16 protein-coding genes and 1 pseudogene are annotated in these 18328 nt (G+C 37.0%); 6 read left to right on the plus strand and 11 right to left on the minus strand.

Features of this window, described 5'->3' with window-relative positions; translation table 11 throughout:
* Positions 1-4: 4 nt before the first annotated feature.
* The 4 genes and pseudogenes from ACKVEV_RS16745 to deoD form a co-directional block, all read right to left on the minus strand.
* Positions 5-1459 carry an ATP-binding protein gene (locus tag ACKVEV_RS16745; RefSeq protein ID WP_409367426.1) on the minus strand — a complete coding sequence of 485 codons (1455 nt, stop codon included), beginning with the start codon at positions 1457-1459 and terminating at the stop codon, positions 5-7.
* A gap of 57 nt (positions 1460-1516) precedes the next feature.
* Positions 1517-2344: pseudogene (locus ACKVEV_RS16750) on the minus strand (DUF4822 domain-containing protein); the annotation flags it as partial.
* Positions 2345-2712: 368 nt separating this feature from the next.
* Positions 2713-4491, minus strand: coding sequence for an aminopeptidase P family protein (locus ACKVEV_RS16755; RefSeq protein ID WP_409367427.1), 1779 nt, complete (start codon positions 4489-4491; stop codon positions 2713-2715).
* A 179-nt stretch (positions 4492-4670) separates the two neighbouring features.
* A complete protein-coding gene (gene deoD, locus ACKVEV_RS16760) occupies positions 4671-5390 on the minus strand; it encodes a purine-nucleoside phosphorylase (RefSeq protein WP_409367428.1) in 720 nt (239 codons plus the stop codon).
* Positions 5391-5658: 268 nt separating this feature from the next.
* On the opposite strand from deoD, the gene glyA reads away from it, so the two are divergent.
* The 4 genes from glyA to ACKVEV_RS16780 all read left to right on the plus strand — a co-directional run bounded on the left by glyA (position 5659) and on the right by ACKVEV_RS16780 (position 10762).
* A complete protein-coding gene (glyA, locus tag ACKVEV_RS16765) occupies positions 5659-7002 on the plus strand; it encodes a serine hydroxymethyltransferase (RefSeq protein WP_409367429.1) in 1344 nt (447 codons plus the stop codon).
* Positions 7003-7046: 44 nt separating this feature from the next.
* Complete coding sequence (locus ACKVEV_RS16770; RefSeq protein WP_409367430.1) at positions 7047-7700, plus strand: GntR family transcriptional regulator; 654 nt, start codon at positions 7047-7049, stop codon at positions 7698-7700.
* Positions 7701-8201: 501 nt separating this feature from the next.
* Entirely contained in the window at positions 8202-9581 is a 1380-nt protein-coding gene (locus ACKVEV_RS16775; RefSeq protein ID WP_409367431.1) for a flagellin, read from the plus strand.
* A gap of 299 nt (positions 9582-9880) precedes the next feature.
* Positions 9881-10762 carry a LysM peptidoglycan-binding domain-containing protein gene (locus ACKVEV_RS16780; RefSeq protein WP_409367432.1) on the plus strand — a complete coding sequence of 294 codons (882 nt, stop codon included), beginning with the start codon at positions 9881-9883 and terminating at the stop codon, positions 10760-10762.
* A 212-nt stretch (positions 10763-10974) separates the two neighbouring features.
* On the opposite strand, the gene ACKVEV_RS16785 is transcribed toward ACKVEV_RS16780, so the two are convergent.
* The 3 genes from ACKVEV_RS16785 to ACKVEV_RS16795 are packed head-to-tail and all read right to left on the minus strand — an operon-like array spanning position 10975 to position 13211.
* A complete protein-coding gene (locus ACKVEV_RS16785; protein WP_409367433.1) occupies positions 10975-11718 on the minus strand; it encodes an amino acid ABC transporter ATP-binding protein in 744 nt (247 codons plus the stop codon).
* 12 nt (positions 11719-11730) lie between these two features.
* Positions 11731-12396 carry an amino acid ABC transporter permease gene (locus tag ACKVEV_RS16790; protein ID WP_409367434.1) on the minus strand — a complete coding sequence of 222 codons (666 nt, stop codon included), beginning with the start codon at positions 12394-12396 and terminating at the stop codon, positions 11731-11733.
* A 32-nt stretch (positions 12397-12428) separates the two neighbouring features.
* Complete coding sequence (locus ACKVEV_RS16795; RefSeq protein ID WP_409367435.1) at positions 12429-13211, minus strand: transporter substrate-binding domain-containing protein; 783 nt, start codon at positions 13209-13211, stop codon at positions 12429-12431.
* 306 nt (positions 13212-13517) lie between these two features.
* On the opposite strand from ACKVEV_RS16795, the gene ACKVEV_RS16800 reads away from it, so the two are divergent.
* A complete protein-coding gene (locus ACKVEV_RS16800) occupies positions 13518-13949 on the plus strand; it encodes an Ohr family peroxiredoxin (protein ID WP_409367436.1) in 432 nt (143 codons plus the stop codon).
* Between the two features lie 299 nt (positions 13950-14248).
* Positions 14249-14659 carry a type VII toxin-antitoxin system MntA family adenylyltransferase antitoxin gene (gene mntA, locus ACKVEV_RS16805; RefSeq protein WP_409367437.1) on the plus strand — a complete coding sequence of 137 codons (411 nt, stop codon included), beginning with the start codon at positions 14249-14251 and terminating at the stop codon, positions 14657-14659.
* Between the two features lie 151 nt (positions 14660-14810).
* On the opposite strand, the gene rlmH is transcribed toward mntA, so the two are convergent.
* The 4 genes from rlmH to ACKVEV_RS16825 form a co-directional block, all read right to left on the minus strand.
* Entirely contained in the window at positions 14811-15290 is a 480-nt protein-coding gene (rlmH, locus tag ACKVEV_RS16810; RefSeq protein ID WP_409367438.1) for a 23S rRNA (pseudouridine(1915)-N(3))-methyltransferase RlmH, read from the minus strand.
* Between the two features lie 90 nt (positions 15291-15380).
* Positions 15381-15545 (minus strand): CxxH/CxxC protein, encoded by a 165-nt coding sequence (locus ACKVEV_RS16815; protein WP_409367439.1) that lies wholly within the window; start codon positions 15543-15545, stop codon positions 15381-15383.
* Positions 15546-16052: 507 nt separating this feature from the next.
* Complete coding sequence (locus ACKVEV_RS16820) at positions 16053-17357, minus strand: S1C family serine protease (RefSeq protein ID WP_409367440.1); 1305 nt, start codon at positions 17355-17357, stop codon at positions 16053-16055.
* A gap of 181 nt (positions 17358-17538) precedes the next feature.
* On the minus strand, positions 17539-18327 hold the full coding sequence (locus ACKVEV_RS16825) for an MBL fold metallo-hydrolase (protein WP_409370577.1): 789 nt from the start codon (positions 18325-18327) through the stop codon (positions 17539-17541).
* Position 18328: the final 1 nt, after the last annotated feature.

Consider the following 18328-nt stretch of genomic DNA (forward strand, 5'->3'; position numbering starts at 1 on the left):
TCCTTTAAGCCTTTTCCAAGATTATCGTCACCGTTGTACCATAATGTAGCTTGCTTTGAATGTTTACGTGTCCATTATGCTTTTCGACGATTTGTTTAACAATCGCTAGCCCTAATCCGCTACCGCCTGTCGTCGAGGTGCGGGCTTCTTCACCGCGATAAAAGCGCTCAAATACATAGGGAAGTTGACGCTCTGAAATCCCTTGCCCGTTATCCTTTACAACAATTTCGACTAGCTGATCCCTCACAACTACTTCTAAAATTATACGTAAAGGTTCAGTTGGCTTTTTAAACTTCATACTATTTTCAAATAAATTGGTGATGGCCCGATTCATCTGCATACGGTCCATATTTACATAGACATCCTCTGCTACATTCAACACTACCTGAACTTGTCGATTGTCTAACTGAAACTCCTCCACCATATGTGTCAGGAACTTGCCAATCTGTATCCGGTCAAAATCGAATTGAACCGCCTCCGCATCGAACTTAGAGTATAAAAAGAGTTCTTCAATTAATCTGTTTAATGCTAGCGATTTAGAATGGATAGTTTTTAAATACTTTTCTCGTTTTTCAGGTGTTTCGGCAACACCTTCCTGTAATCCTTCTACATACCCAATAATCGTTGTAATTGGTGTTTTTAAATCATGCGAAATATTGGCGATAAGATCTTTACGATTTTTTTCAAGATTGCGTTGCTCCTGAATCGAATCTAACAGTGCTGAGCGCATACTTTCAAAATTCGCCGTCAGTTCATGCACTTCCCTTGCTGTATTAGCAGGTAGGGTCGGTGCCTCAATCATTAAATCTCCCTCACGTATTTCAGACATAGTATGCCCTAAATTTTCTAAAGGCTTAATAATGGTCTTGTGTAAAAGTTGATTTAAAAAGAGCATTGCGGCAATGGCTACAAGAAGAATCATCAAAATAATGATAATTCCCCATTTTGTTAGGAAATCTAAAAAGCTGTTTTCTTTTTTCAGCACTAAGACACTGCCCTTCGACTTGTCGCTATAATAAAAATCAAATTTAATATAACGGTACAATCCCCCGGCATTATCGATCGTGCCCTTCGTTTCAATATTGTTCGCATCAAATATCGGAAAATGTACAATAAGCGATTTCTCTACTAATCCCTTGGAGTAATATATAATTTCCTCTTCATGGCGAATAACCACCCCAAGAGACTTATCCTCAATCTGTTGCAATTTTGTTTGCATGTCCTGGGCTAAAAGCTTATCTGGGTCTTGCTTGGCAATATTACGTAGCTCTACATAAGCAAGCTCCTCTTCTGGGCTTAAGGAGCGTTGCTTTGTAAAAGTTTGATACAATGTTTTCGGTGTCGGAACTGATCCTGTTGTGACATAAAAAACAATGCATAAAATAGACAGAATCGAGACGCTTGCAATGACAATACCGCCGATATAAGAAGTTAAAAATCTATTCTTAATGGTCATCATAATCTCCTTTCCTCAATTTATAAAGGAGATGCCTTCCTTTTTCAAGTGAAGGACTTGTTAGAAACTGAATGTTGGCTTTAAGTCTCCCTTATATGGCTCATGCTCTACAAAAATGGTAATATCATTGCCAGCCGCATCTTTACCTATACGCGTATACGTAAACTTATCATCGTTTAATTCAGTAAGTTCTAGTGCCGCACCATATTTATTATTACCGATTGATACATGTGCGCGAATTTTATTGTCATGAAGCACATCAAAGTAACCGTAATCGCCACGACTTTCTCCTGTTTCAGTATTAAAGAATTCGTATTTATTTGTGCTTGCTTCAAACTTTGCGACACTTAAAAAATTCCCATTAAACTCTGTCACATCATTCCCTTTATCATCAAGCACCTTTGTTCCTTGCCATAAAGTTTTACCTAGTATTTCGTCACCATCTACAGCCGTATTCACTTCCCCTGTAGAAGCAGTTAACGTTTTATCTTGATTCGTGAAGGCTAAACCATTTTCATATGGTATATGCTCTACAAACACTTCAATGTCTTGACCATTTGCATCTTTCCCGATACGTTTATACGTAAAAATCTCTTCATTCAATGCTGTTATATCCACCACGGCTTGATATTTCTTTGTATCGGAAATTAAAATACGTTTCGTGCCGTCATTTGTCATAAAGAAAGTACCCTCATCACCGCGAGTCTCTCCTGTCTGCGCATCAAAAAATTCATATCTACCTGTTTCAGCATCGTATTTGGCTAAACCGATAAATCCAGCATTCTCCTTCGTTAAATCATTGTTATCTTTGTCATAAACGCGCGTACCTTGCCAGTTTGTACTGCTTAGTATATTCGCCATTGTTTGGCCCTTTGTCAGTTGTTGCTCCGCTTTATCCGCTTCCGCCTGATCATTTTGCACAACGGCATTGTCTGCCTCATTTTTTTCTGACCCTGAATCCGAGCATGCCGTCAATATTGTCACTGAGCTAAAAATAGCAAGTGTTGCGAATTTTAATTTGTTATTCATCAATTATTCTCTCCTTTATCATTTGCTTATACTTCATTATGAAGGGCAGTTCTAAACTGCCTATATCGCAAATATAAACAAAATATAAATTCGAGGACAAAGAGGCAATAAAAAACAAAACTCGCTACGTTATTGGCGAGTTTGATTGTTTGTTACTTTATCTATAAAAAAACCACCTAAAGTAGTTATAGGTGGTTTTTGTCACGAGCGCTAAATCTCAGCACTATTTAAATTGCCTTCGTTTCCTCTTTTAGCCATGCCTTTTCTTCTTCATTTAAATAAGGGCTTAGCTTTGAGTATACTTCTTGATGGTAATTGTTTAACCATTGCTTTTCGCTCTCTGTTAACATATCGCTATTAATACCGGCTAAATCAATAGGGCAATATGAAATGGCTTCAAACTTCATAAATTGACCAAATTCTGTTTTCTCATCTTCAACAACTAACATCATATTTTCAGTTCGAATGCCGTATTTACCCTCTAGGTAAATACCCGGTTCATTTGTGATAACCATACCTTTTTCTAATACAACATCATTACTATCATTTCTGATACTTTGAGGGCCTTCATGAACATTTAAGAAAAACCCTACCCCATGACCCGTTCCACATTTATAGTCCAAACCGTACTGCCAAATAGGTTGTCTTGCTAATACATCTAAGTTTGCGCCTGTTGCTCCGTATAAATATTTTACTGAGCTTAATGCAATAAATCCTTTTAATACTAAAGTAAAATCTCTTTTTTGTTCTTCTGTCAGCTTGCCTAAAACAATTGTTCTTGTAATATCTGTTGTGCCATCATAATACTGTCCGCCCGAATCAATTAAAAAGAGACCTTCATTTTTGAGCGTATATTGTGATTCTTTAGTAGCTTTGTAATGCATCATCGCAGCATGTTCTTTATAACCTGCGATCGTATCAAAACTAGGGCCAACAAAGCCTTCCTGCTCTCTTCTGAAATCTTCTAATGCTTCTTCTGCAGTAATCTCCGTAATTTCTGTTTTATGTACAGCATCTTTTAGCCATTTAATAAATTTCACCATAGCTAAACCATCTTTAATTTCACACCATTTTAAATTGTTGATTTCTACTTCATTTTTAATCGCTTTTAAATTGGTTGTAATATTCGTGCTCTCAATTTTTTTTGCAGTGCTGTTAATGGCATTATATAAGTTGATATTTGTTTTACTTGTATCTAGCATAACAGCATCGGCATCTGACAGATTTTCCAATACGGTTTGGATTTCTTCACTTGCTTTTAACTCAATTCCTTCAGCTTCAAGTTCTAACTTAACGGAAGAAGATACCTTACAAGCATCAATAAATAAATAACATGTATGTTGTGCTACGATGACATTAGCTATAGCTACTGGACTGTTTGGCACATCTTCCCCTCTTATATTTAAAAGCCATGCTATATCATCAAGAGAAGTTAAAATAAACGTATTAGCACCTTTACTTTTCATTTCCTCTCTTAGTTCACTTAATTTTTCTAGTCGTGATTTACCCGCATACTTTACGTCATGCGTAAAAATCAGTCCTTTAGGAATCTCTGGTCGATCTTCCCACAGATCACCTACTAAATCTTGATCCATTTTCAATTCTATATTTTTTGCCTTGAAATCCTCTTCCATCTTTCGAACCATATCAATTGAAAAAACATTGCCATCAAAGCCAACATGGCTTCCTTCTTTCAGCACATCTGCTAGCCATTCTGAATAAAAGGGTACTCCTGGGTCCTTCATTCTAAATAATCGGATACCTGTGTTCTCTAGTTGTTTTTCAGCTTGAATATAGTATCGACCATCTGTCCATAAACCAGCGTCCTCTAATGTAATAACGACAGTACCCGCAGACCCTGTAAAACCTGATATCCATTGTCTACTTTTCCAATGTTCTGCTACATATTCACTTTGGTGGGCATCAAAACTTGGAATAATATAAGCATCCATTTGATTTGCTTGCATGAGCTGTCTTAATTTCTCGATTCGCTCTTTAATATTCATTACTACTACCTCCATTGTCTTTATTTTACCGCGCTTACCTATTGCCATATTTCACTATTATCTTTGGATTGATAAAACACGCTACGATTACCATTATAGTCCTCATCTGTTCCTTGTATAGAATAAAAAAGAAGTACCAAGAACAGCTCGATGTTCTTTGGTACTTCTTTCGAAAAACTTCAAATCATATCTAAAGCGATTTCTACCATCTTTGTAAATGAAGTTTGTCTCTCTTCTTGTGTTGTTTGTTCATGTGTAATCATATGGTCACTGACTGTTAAAATCGTTAATGCTTTTGCTCCAGCACTCGCAGCATTTAAATATAAACTCGTCGTTTCCATTTCTTCTGCTAAGATGCCCATCTTCGCCCACTTTTCTGTCGCCGTGACATCCGCATTATAGAAAACATCACTAGATAGTACATTCCCTACATGCACCTTATATTCCTTTCCATCAGCTGTTTTCTTAGCTTTCTCCAATAATTCATAAGAGGCTGTAATTGGGAATTGTCCTGGAAGATTGTATTGATGCGCAAAATTTGAATTGGTTGCTGCGCCCATTGCAAAAATAATGTCATATAACTTAATATCTTTTTGCATAGCCCCACAGGAACCGATACGTATTAAATTTTTCACGCCAAAAACATTTATCAGTTCCCATGAATAAATCGCCATACTCGGTGCTCCCATACCAGTACCCATAACAGAAACTTTCTTTCCTTTATATTCGCCCGTATAGCCCAACATGCCTCTAATTTCATTAAAAAGAACAGGGTTTTCTAAATAGGTTTCAGCAATAAATTTTGCACGCAGTGGATCTCCAGGTAGCAGGATCGTTTCTGCAATTTCTACCCCATTTGGCTTAATATGTGGTGTTTCTTTAAATTCATTGTTTGTCATTAGTTTATCTCCTTAACGGATTTTTTATAAGCTTCCCTTTAATCAAATATTGCTTACTTATATTATTTATTATAATCAAAAATAGCAAGCTTTACCTATACAGCATAAATAGCTACTGCTCGCAGTTTAGTTTTTTAAATAAATAGAATTTTCTATAAATTCAGTTGACTCTTATCCTGTAAACCGATATATTGGTTTATAGGTGGAAGCTTTTTACTGATTTCATCGGATTTGTTCCAATTTAATTTGAGAGAGAGGTTTTACGAAAATGAGCAATGCAACAATAACAACTGCTTACAACGAAGTGCATGATTCGAAAGTATTGGAATGGGCACGTAACTTACTTGATCAATGTTCTTCACCACGCTTGATGCAATTGGAAGTAATGAATGCCGTTGAGAGAAATGCTATTTATAGAGGAGAAGAGTGTCTTAACTTGCTTGCTCCTGAGGCGCCTACAAGTCCGACAGTGCGAAAACTATTATCCGCTGAAGTAGGTACTCGTGCTGCCGAAGGACATATTGGACCTACAGCGAGATGGTTTGCGGGAACTAAGTATATTGATGAGATTGAATCCCTTTGTGTAGAGTTGCTAAAAAAAGTTTTCCGCAGTAATTATGCCGATCATAGACTTGTCGCTAGTATGGTAGGGAATATGGCGGTGTATGCTTCTTTAACAAAACCTGGAGATAATATCATGACGATCGCTCAGCCATTAGGTGGGCATTCGAGCAATCGGATGGATGGTCCTGCGGGCATTCGAGGATTAAATATTTATGATATTCCAATGGACCCTGTAAACTTAGTAGTGGATTTAGACAAGTTTGCGGCTGAAGCTCGAAAAATCAAACCTGTTTTAGTTACATTAGGTGCCTCTATGACCTTATTTCCTTTCCCTATTAAAGAAATGGCTTCTATTGTCAAGGAATGGGGCGGCAAGATATTCTTTGATGGTGCGCACCAATTAGGTCTAATTGGTGGAGGCCAATTCCAAGATCCTTTACGTGAAGGCGCTTGTATCGTTACAGGCTCAGCTGGTAAAACCTTTAGTGGTCCACAAAGTGGCATCATAGTTTGGGATGATCCTAGTTTGACGAAGCCTGTGACAGATGCGATATTCCCAGCACTAGCAGCTACTCACCAAGTGAATAGAGTGGCCGCCTTAGCAGCTTCAGCAGCTGAATTTTTAGCTTATGGTGAAGAATACATGGCACAAATTGTGAAAAATGCACAGGCGTTAGGGCAAGAGTTGCATAATCGTGGAATCACCGTATTAGGATCACATAAAGGCTTTACTACGACACATCAAGTGATCTTAGATGTCAAAAGCTTTGGCGGCGGTTTGAAGGTTGCCCATTTACTAGCTGAAGCAAATATTATTACGAATAAAAATTTAATTCCGAGCGATAAACCTGAAGATTGGGATTTCCCAAGTGGTTTAAGAATTGGAACGATCGAGATAACTAGACTTGGTATGAAAGAAGGAGATATGGGGACAATTGCCGACTTTATTGTCAACATTCTTAATGGAAGAGAAAAACCGGAGAATGTAAGAAAGAAAGTCATTGAAATGCGCAAATCCTTTAATAAAATCCACTATTGCTTTGACTAGTTTCGTTTATTGACACGCCTACATCCTCGAGATATCATAAAATTATGAAAACAATAAAAAAAATTACTCGTCCTTCTTTGAGAGATGAAATTTATAATCAATTAAAACACGCTATCATTACGTTGCAATTACAGCCCGGTGAGCGTATTAAAGATACTGATTTTGCAGAGCAATTCGGAACGAGTCGGACACCAGTAAGGGAAGCATTGAAGAGTCTAGAAACAGAGGGATTAGTAGAGTCTTTACCTGGATCTTTAACACGGGTAACGCTGTTAAATGAGAAGGAAGCAAAACATGCTTTTCCTGTTGTTGCAACACTGCATAGTCTAGCTGCAAGATTAGCTATCCCTTTATTGGATCAGAGTCATATTTCTTTATTAGAAGACTATAATCTGCAATTAAAGCGTTCGCTTGATGAAAAAGATAGCTTGAACGCTGTACTTTCGGATGACCTTTTTCACGATGTTTTTATCCATGCCTCACAAAATACTGAAATTCCATTAGCTATCGAACGCGTTATTCCTAAAATACGGCGGATTGAATTTGCTAAGTTTAACACCCTTGAAGGACACTCATCCGTTCAACAGCACCAAGAAATTATTGAAGCGTGCAAGAAGAAGGATATCGAGCGTGCTGCAAGTTTAGTAGAAGAAAACTGGCTAAGTTTAGGTAGATTGCTAACCGGCGAATCATTATAGGAAGAAGGAAATGCCTCTATAGATTTTTTCTATAAAGGCATTTTTCAGATCACAATGCGTTAGGATGTCCTTTGCACAAACTACAATTTGAGTAGATACATAGATTCAGGGTTTACACTCAAGTGCTTGTTCCCGCTTTTTTATAAGATACTTTTTTAAATTTTTTCACCTCCAAATACCCCTTCCTCAACTTAAAAACCTTCACATAGTACATCACTAAAATATCTCCATTATTCTCATTTTAGCTAAAAAAGTGCTAGCCCAACATGAGCTAGCACTTTATAACTTTTTTAGTTTTGAATAATAAACACACAATAATAGCCACTTTTCGGGTCGTCCCGTACTATTTTGATACATTTCACCGGTGCCATTCTATAGGTCCTTCCTTTCAAAATAAACCTCCTACCAAAACATTATACACCAAATTACTCAAAATAAATGGACTATATTGGTATTTTACAGTATTATTTTACTAACACTGCTATTTAAAGGAGCTTGAAAATGCAGATTCAATCGAACCAAGGTTTGTTCACACAAAATCGATATAACCACACGAATACTGAATTAAATAATACTTTAAATAAACTTTCTTCAGGCTATAAAATCAATCAAGCAGCTGATGATGCTGCCGGTTTAAGTATAAGCGAAAAAATGCGTGCACAAATTCGGGGATTGAATCAAGCAGGAGAGAACATTCAAGATGGCTTGTCTTTACTTAACACTGCAGATGGTGGCTTAGCAAATATTTTAGATCCAAATCTACAGCGACTTAGAGAACTTGCAGTACAAGCTTCAAATGATACGTTAACAGATGAAGATAGACAAAAAGTTCAACAAGAGGTAGACCAAATAATAAAAGGAATACGCGATATTGCTTCCAATACTGAATTTAATGGCATGTATTTACTCGCGGGAACGGCTGATAAAGACGGAAATAGTATCCCCTCTGGTTCTTTAGCGCAATATGTACAACAAGTTACAACGAGCGGAGGCGTAACGGATAAATATACTTACAATTCCATTGATTACGCTAGTGCAATTATTGACTTTAGCAATATTACCTCTGCTAGTGATATAGCCAATTTAGAGGGAAAAGGCGTTTACTATACTTGTTGTACTTGTAACCAAGCCTACAGTATTAAATTTGTAAATGGTAATCCAGATACATCTCGATTAAATGATGCGAATCCCGTAATGGAAGTGGATGTAAGTACAATTACAAACGGTACGGATTTAGTCAATAAAATACTGGAAACAGCTTATGGTCAGCCTGGATTTGTCTATGATCCCACTCCACCAAATACAAATATTATACCGAATGGCGCAACAAATTTTGTAAAGCACTACTCACAATTAGCGGCTGATGGTGGAAAAATATATATATACGATTATAGACCTGAGTTTGCTGGTGTGAATTGGCCAGTGAATGATAGTGGCGTGTTTGAACTTAATGTGTTTGGTGAAACCGGGCAAGACAAAGATTTGTTCCTACATTTAAATATACAAGTTGGGAGTAATGCTGGACAAAATGTTAAAGTTTCAATCCCTAATGTAACAGTAGAGCAACTAACTATCGATCCTCTACACGTTAATTCTCAAGAGCTTGCAAGTTCAGCCATTTCTAAAATTGACCATGCCATAATGAAAGCATCTAAAGCAAGATCAGCAATAGGTGCCTATCAAAATATGTTTGAACATGCCTATAACAATGTTAAAAACGCTGAAGAAAACTTAACGAAAGCTGAATCAACTTTACGTGACGCAGATATAGCGAAAGAAATGTCCAAATTAAAAAAAGATCAAGTTCTTTTACAATCATCTCAATCGATGATGGCGCAAATTAATCAAATGAGCCAAGGTATACTAGAAATCTTGGGTTAATAACGAATAAATACAGCACTACTCCAATAAAGGACTAGTGCTGTATTTTTTTGAAAAGATTTATTATCCCTCTCTTTAGACACGACAAAGAAGCCTAGATAATTTACAACTAAAGAAACAATTTACATTATTCTGCCTATTTTTATTGCATTTCCTAGGAAATAGTATCGGTTTAATATTATTGCAATATAAATGCCACGGACGTAATCAAATTAACACCTTCCTGTTCTTTTTCTCAGAAAAATCTATGTTACGATGATTTACATTAACAACTAAGAACGCACATGGAGGATTAATGAATGCTAAAAAAAATTATTTCAATTGTACCAGTTGCAATGCTTTCAGCAACTTTAGGTGCGAATGCTCAAGCTGCCACAATTACCGTACAAAAAGGAGATACACTTTGGGATTTATCCCGTGAACATCATACATCTGTAGAAAATATTAAAACGTTGAATCATATTACGACTAACCTTATTCATCCAGGTGATGTCCTTTCCATTGCACAACAATATACCGTTAAGCAAGGGGATACATTATGGGACATCGCCCGAGATCATCAAGTAACGGTTGCGCAAATTAAAGAATGGAACCAATTACATACGGACCTCATTCATCCAGGTTTAATTCTATCGATTATTGATGGTGCGAAAACGACTACGGCTGTAACGAACAAACCGATTCAACCTGTAGCACCTACATCCAATGAAACGACAACTTCCGTAAATAATAGTGCAACTGCAATGGAGAACAAGCCTGAAGCAAGTGCTCCAACAACGAGTAATAGTGCTTCAAAGGAGAATGCACCAGAAGCGACTGCTCCATCAAGTAATACTGTTCCTAAGGAGAATGAACCGGAAGCAACCGCTCCTTCAACAAATAATATGGCTTCTAAGGAAATTATAGTGGAAGCTTCAGCTTATACGGCTTCATGTGAGGGATGTTCTGGTATTACTGCTACTGGTATTGACCTTAAAGCAAATCCAAATACAAAGGTCATCTCAGTAGATCCATCTGTCATTCCATTAGGAAGTAAAGTTTACGTAGAAGGCTATGGTGAAGCCATTGCAGGGGATACTGGCGGTGCCATTAAAGGCAAGCGGATCGATGTCTTTTTCCCTTCTCAACAAGATGCTATCAATTTTGGCGTTAAACAATTAAAGGTCACAATTTTAAACTAACATATCTCTATTCCCATCCTATCCTTAGGATTTAATATATATATAAGGCGCCTTAAATCCCTTTATAAAGCAAAAAAAGAACCAAATTTGGTTCTTTTTTTTGCTTATTTAGTCTTTCAAATGTACAGAAAACTATAAGAAACTCCTAGATCCCAAAATCATCTATTTAACTCAAAGAAGTCCTGCCTTACAATAGGCAGGACCTCTTCGTATTATTTAAGCATTGTCGCCGTTAAAAATTCGCGCGTTCTTTCCTCTTTCGGATGGTTGAAAAATTGTTCAGGAGTGCCACGTTCCACAATTTTCCCATCATGCATATAGACAATCCAATCAGCTACTTCTTTTGCAAATCCCATTTCATGGGTTACAACAACCATTGTCATTCCTTCTTCAGCCAAGTCTTTCATGGTTGTTAAAACCTCTCCCACAAGCTCAGGATCGAGTGCCGATGTTGGCTCATCAAAAAGCATAATGTCTGGTTCCATCGCAAGTGCTCTTGCAATCGCTACCCGTTGCTTTTGTCCCCCCGATAGTTTACTAGGATAGACATCGGCCTTATCTTCCAAACCTACTTTTCCCAGTAATTCTTTTGCTTTAATAATAGCCTTCTCTTTATCTACACCCTTTACCATAATAGGTGCTTCAATAATATTTTCTAACACGGTTTTGTGAGGAAATAAGTTAAAATTTTGAAACACCATACCTACCTTTTCCCTAATCTTATTAAGGTCATCTGTCTTAGGATTGACTTCATTACCTTCAATTATAATACGGCCATTATCCTTTCTTTCTAAAAAGTTCAAACAGCGCAGGAGAGTACTTTTCCCTGACCCACTCGATCCTATTAGACAAACAACATCGCTCTCATAGACTGTCATGTCGATACCTTTCAATACATGCAAGTCTCCAAACGATTTATTCAATTGATTTATTTGTATCATTTCCTTGGCGTTCAATCTTTTCAGCTCCTATCTGTCACTTACTGCTAACTTCAGTTCAATTCGATTTACTACAAATGTCATCAGCGCTACTAGTAATAAGTAGTAGACTGCTACAATGAGTAAATAAGTCATTTCATCAAAATTATTCGATCCAAGTGTTGTTGCCACATTAAACAGTTCATTCATGGATATAAATGCGGCTAACGAAGAATCTTTTAAACTGATGATAAATTGATTGCCTAAAGGCGGTAATGCACGTCGGAATGCCTGTGGCAGAATAATTCTTCTTAATGTCAATGTCTTGTTCATGCCCAAAGAACGTCCTGCCTCAAACTGACCTTTATCAACTGATTGAATTGCTCCGCGCAGGATTTCTGAAATATATGCTCCATTATGTAACGCGAGAGCAAGTGAAGCAGCCCAAAAATCAGGTAGCAGGAAAATACCGCTAATTCCGAAGTAAAGGATAAATATTTGAACAATTAGCGGTGTACCGCGGACTAAATAGACATAAACATTTGAAATATATTGTAAAATTTTTATATTAGAAATTTTAAATAAGGCAAAGACAAGTCCAATGATGATTCCAAGTAAGATAGAAACCACCGTCAGCTCTAAGGTTATAAGCATCGCTTTAAAGAATACACCTTTTGTTTCTATGAGTATGTTAAAAAAATGCGAAAAACTTGGCAAAGTACTACTTCCTTTCTTTTTATAGCATTAGTTTATTCCGGTTTTTTCGTTATATCCTCACCAAAATATTTAATACTGATTTGTGTCAGTGTCCCATCTTCCCGGAGTTTTTCCAAGGATTCGTTTATTCGCTTCAATAGTTTTGGATTATCCTGAGGGAGCACAATCGCTTGTTCACTGCGATTAATTAATTGCTGCCCTTTTATCTTAAATCCTTCCTTTTCAGCAGTTTTCCCTGTCACAAAATCAGTGATGACCGCATCATGTCGTCCACTGCTCAACGCCTTTAAGGCTGTAATATCGCTGTCATATGTTTTGACTTTGTCTGTATACTGGGAAGCTGTATCGGCATATGTTGACCCTTTAGCAACAGCAACTTCCTTTCCCTTTAAATCTTCGACAGTCTTAATGTTACTATCTGGTCTAGTAAAAATTTTCGGTCCCGAATAATAATATGGGGTAGAGAAAGATACATGTTTACTACGCTGTGGGTTAATCGTGTGGCTCGCAACTGCGGCATCTGCTCGTCCTGTTTTCACCCCTTCTACAATTCCTTTGAACTTGATTCGTTTTTGAACCGGCTCAAGGCCCATTTCCTTTGCAATCGCCTCTCCAACCTCAATATCAAAGCCTGACATTGTAAGATCGTCATTCATATAACTAAATGGCTTAAATTCACCAGAAGTAGCAAATACAAATTGATTTTTATTTATCAGTTCAGCTCCGTCTTCAAGCTTCTCCTTCTCAGCACAACCAGACAAAAGGCAGACGACGATTATACTAAAAACCAATACTAACTTTTTATTTAATAACATGTTGGCAATAACTCCTTTCCCTTTCGATTATTCCTATAATGCCTTTTGCTAAATAACTTGCTTATGATGGTTAATACCCTATCTACCTCGGATAAAACAAAAAAGTGTCAGGCACTTTTCATAGTGCCTGACACTTACTTCATCAAATTTATAGTATATGCATATCTTTTTAACTCTTTTGTCCCTAAACTTATTCAAATTAATCTTTAGCATTTTTCGAAGGTTTCCATCATTTTTTATACATAAAAAGACATCTAAAGGGAATAATCATTATAGTTATGACCATTAATTAAGGAGATGAATTAGATGTCTGAAATTCTATATAGTTCAACTGCAACCACGTATGGGGGATTAGAGGGAAAAGTTAAATCATCAGACGGTGTTATTAATATGTCTACCGCTATACCAGGAACTGATAGAGATGAGGCGTTAGAGCAAGTTACAAATCCAGAACAATTATTCGCAGCAGCATACGCCACATGTTTTGATAATGCTCTACAAATAGTAGCGAATAAGGAAAGAGTGAATTTGGCATCACAAGTTACAGCTCATGTTCAATTGTTAGAAGATGAACAAGATGGATATAAGTTAGCCATTAACTTACACATTAAGGGCGAAAATATTGATAACGACCAATTAAAAATTCTAGTCCAAAAAGCCAACCAAATTTGGCCGTATTCTGAAGAGAAAAGAAAAAATATGGAATTCACTCTCGAAATCGATACATTAAGCCACTAAAATAAGAATAGTATCTAAATATCTGCTTATCCTTAATCATTACAAGACAAAAAAATTATATTATTAAAACATCTCATTCTAAAAGATCAGCTAGGCAAGCTTTGTTGAAAAGTCTTGACTAGCTTTTTTACACCCTCACAATACCGCACTTACTTATGGTACGGTTCACCCTTCGAAATAATATAAATGTCCCTAAAACGTATAACAATCGCATTTACTTACGAGAAGGTTCTCAGTAGTAAGTATAAGTGCGTTTTTTTTCGCCAACGTTTATAATAAAGAAAAGGACGGTGATGAGGATGTTAACGGAAGATTTACAGCAACAGTTGATTGAAACGATTAAGCAGCAGATTAATCCAGATTTTATTATTTTGTTTGGTTCCTTCGCAAAAGGTACTGTGCGTGACGAAAGTGATATCGATCTTGCGTATTTTAGTAAACAACCTCTATCATCTTATGAACGTTTTTTACTGTCTGGCGATTTGGCTTTGGTCGCAAATCGGGAAGTAGATTTAATTGATTTAAAACAAATCGATACCGTTTTTACGATGCAAATTTTCAAACAAGGCATACCAATTTATATACATGATGAAAATGAATATACTCGTCAAAAAATGCGTGCCTATAGTATGTATGCTACATTAAGCGAGCAGCGTGCCCCGATAATTAAAGCAATTAAAGAAAGGGGAAGTGTTTTCGGCGATGAATGATGTGGTATTAAGTAAAACAACGACTATCGAACGCTGTGTGAATCTTACTCAACTTAAAGTCGATACTTTCCAAAACAATTACAAAAACTTGTTGAGAAAATAAAAAAAGAAGGAACCTACTTTTAGGTCCCTTCTTTTTTATTAACCGCACTTACTTATGGTACGGTTCACCCTTCATAATGCGAAAACTACGATATATTTGCTCAATTAAGACGAGCTTCATCAATTGGTGTGGTAGTGTCATTTTGCCAAATGATTGTTTTTCGTCGGCACGTTTGAGGACGTCGTCGTGTAGGCCGAGTGAACCACCTATAACGAAGGCAATTTTACTTTTTCCATAAGTCATTAATGACTCAATATCGGCTGCCATTTCTTCAGATGTTTTCATTTTGCCGTTTATAGCAAGGGCGATAACGTATGTGTCTGGGCTCAGTTTGGCAAGGATGCGTTCGCCTTCTTTTTTCTTGACGATTTCCATTTCAGCCTCACTTAGTTGCTCTGGTGCTTTTTCATCAGGCACTTCAATTAACTCCATTTTTGCGTAGCCACCGAGCCGTTTTACGTATTCGTCGATCCCCATTTTTAAGTACTTTTCTTTTAGTTTTCCGACTGATACAATTGTTATATTCACACGTTATCCACCTTTACATTTCATTTACAAACAAATTATCCACAAAAGTTATCAACATATCCACAAGCGTTTTCTATATATTGTGTAAAGTTATTTACTTGATACAATATATTCTGCTGGCTGTTCACAGTAACTACATTTTGTGGATAACTTTTTTTGCTCTTCTACTTTATCCATTATTGGGAATACTTTTTGCTCCGCGACAAACATGTCTAAAGCGTGATCTATATGCTTTTCACAACTGTATTTTTCCATTTTTTCGTGTCTCCTTATTTTCCGAAATTTCCACAAACTTATTCACAATTCGGTCTATGTTATCCACAATCTATTGTAACAAAGGAATAGCGCGTAGGAAAGGAAGGCTTTTACACACTTTCTGTTGTGTAAAGTAGTTATTCACAAATATCTAGTTATCCACACCTGTATTTAATAATTGTCAAATGCAAAGCAAAGCATTTTGTCCTTGTTTAATTAAAAAATTGAGGCTAGCAACTGTCTTCTAGACAGAATCTTAGATTGTTTCTTTTGCAAGAATATAAAATTAGAAGAAGTACTAGTTGATGGTAGCGAAGGCGGCGACTCCTGCGGGAACGCACGCAGCGTAAGACGCAACAAACCTGCGCGCAAGCGAGGGTTGCGGCTTACGTGTGTGCCCGCGGAAAGCGCCCGCCGTAGCGGACATCAACGGCAAAGTAAAAAAAGTGTTAGATTGATGAAAGTCAATCTAACACTTTTCCTCTTTGCTCAGACTTGATACTGTTATTATAAAGAATCGCTATTTGTTAATGTTAATGTTACTTCAACTAATTTACCTTGGCGGTAGACTTTCATTGTTAATTTGTCGCCAATTTTTTTGTCGTTGTACAAATGTTTACGTAAATCAATAGACGTTTCGATTTTTTCGCCATCCATTTCAACAATTACATCATATTGTTGCACGCCTGCTTTTGAAGCTGGAGAGTTTGCAACTACATCTGTAATGACAACACCTGTTGTTACATCTTGTGGTAATTTTAAAGTTTGTTGTTGATAGAATGCTGGTACGTCTGTTAAATCAACTAATGAAATACCCATTGTTGGACGTTTCATTTCACCGTTTTTCTCTAATTCCTCAATAATTGGAATCGCTGAATTAATTGGAATTGAGAAGCCTAAACCTTCTACAGATGATTCAGCAATTTTCATGGAGTTGATGCCGACTAATTCACCAGCTAAGTTCACTAGTGCACCACCACTGTTACCAGGGTTGATGGCCGCATCTGTTTGTAAAACTTCTTGTTGCCAATCTGCCACTTTGTCCCCATTTAAATCAACTGGTACAGAACGATCTTTACCTGATACCACCCCTGTTGTTACTGAGCCGTAAAATTCTAAGCCTAATGGATTCCCAATTGCAATGACTGTTTCACCTTGTTTTAGTACATCAGAGTTACCAAATGTCGCAACTGTTTTAACATCCTTTGAACTGATTGAAATGACAGCTAAGTCTGTCCAAACATCGCTACCGACTAATTGTGCCTGTTCTTTTGAGCCATCTTGCATTGTAACTTCTAATTGTTTAGCGCCTTCAATTACGTGATTATTTGTGACGATAAAGGCTTTGTCTCCATCTACCTTATAAATAACACCTGAGCCGCTTCCCGTTGCTGTATCTTCTGTCGTTTGTTGATTCCAAAAACCGCCGCTTGCTACTTCTTGAATATTTGTAATCCCTACGACAGCACCTGATGCCTTGTCAACGGCACTAGTGACATCAGTTGTTACTTCGGTCGCTACTTGGTTGATGGTTGTGTCATTTTTACCTGTACTGCTTGAAGTTGTTCCTGGCATTTGATTGACAAGTCCAGGAAGCATCAGCCAAACAAGCAAGGCACCAATAATAACCCCAACAAGGCCACTGAAGAAATAACCACCTTTACCTCCGCCATTGCTGCTGCCTTTCTTTTTTGAACGCTTCTCTTGCATTTCTTTTTCCTCGCGTTCAAGTCTCTCCTGAAGAGGTGATTTCTGCACTTCATCATTATTTAGAAAATCACTGTTTTTATCATCGTCGTTAAAATAACTCATGTTTCTCATCCTTTCTAAAACTGCTATCTACTTAATTCTTGCCTTTATCATACGATTCAAACATTAAAATCACATGAAAAATAAATAAAATGGGTATAAAAAATAGCTGTTCAATGCATTAACAAATAATGCACTGAACAGCCTTTCTGTATTTTAATTTTGATCATCATTTGTTGCCTTACTAAACCGTTACTAGTTTTGTTGGCTCCTCAGCATCCGTATCTAATAAATGGACATACTCACCTGCAATAATGCCACAAGATTGCAAAGTTTGTGTAACGCTCATGCGCGCAAGCTCTTTCATATTATTATCTTTACTTAAATGTGATAAATAAATATTTGTTGGCTTTTCAAACACTACCTCGCTCATAGCAATCGCTGCATCTTCGTTCGAGACATGTCCTACATCACTCAAAATACGACGCTTGATCGACCATGGATAACGTCCCATCTGTAGCATATTGACATCATGATTACTTTCAAACACAAAGGAATCTGCGCCACGAATAATGCCTTTCATACGGTCACTAACATAGCCTGTATCCGTAATAATCACGAGTTTACGATCATTTTCATGAAATGAATAAAACATCGGATCTGCGGCATCGTGTGATACAGCAAAGGATTCAATAGCTAATGAACCAAAATGCTTCACCGTTTCCATTGCAAATTCAAAACGTTGCTCTATAGGAATATCTCCTACAAGTCCATCCATCGCTTGCCACGTTTTTGCATTTGCATATACTGGCACATTATATTTACGTGCCAATACGCCAATTCCTTTAATATGATCACTATGCTCATGTGTAACTAAAATGCCACTTAGCTGTTTCATATCACGGTCGATTTTTGCGAAGAGCTGTTCCATCTTTTTGCCACTTAAACCAGCATCGACAATGAATGCATGATTATCGTTCTCTACATAAATCGAATTCCCTGTACTACCACTTGCTAAAACACTAAATCGCATC

Source organism: Lysinibacillus sp. 38-6 (genome assembly GCF_046245175.1).
GTDB lineage: Bacteria > Bacillota > Bacilli > Bacillales_A > Planococcaceae > Lysinibacillus.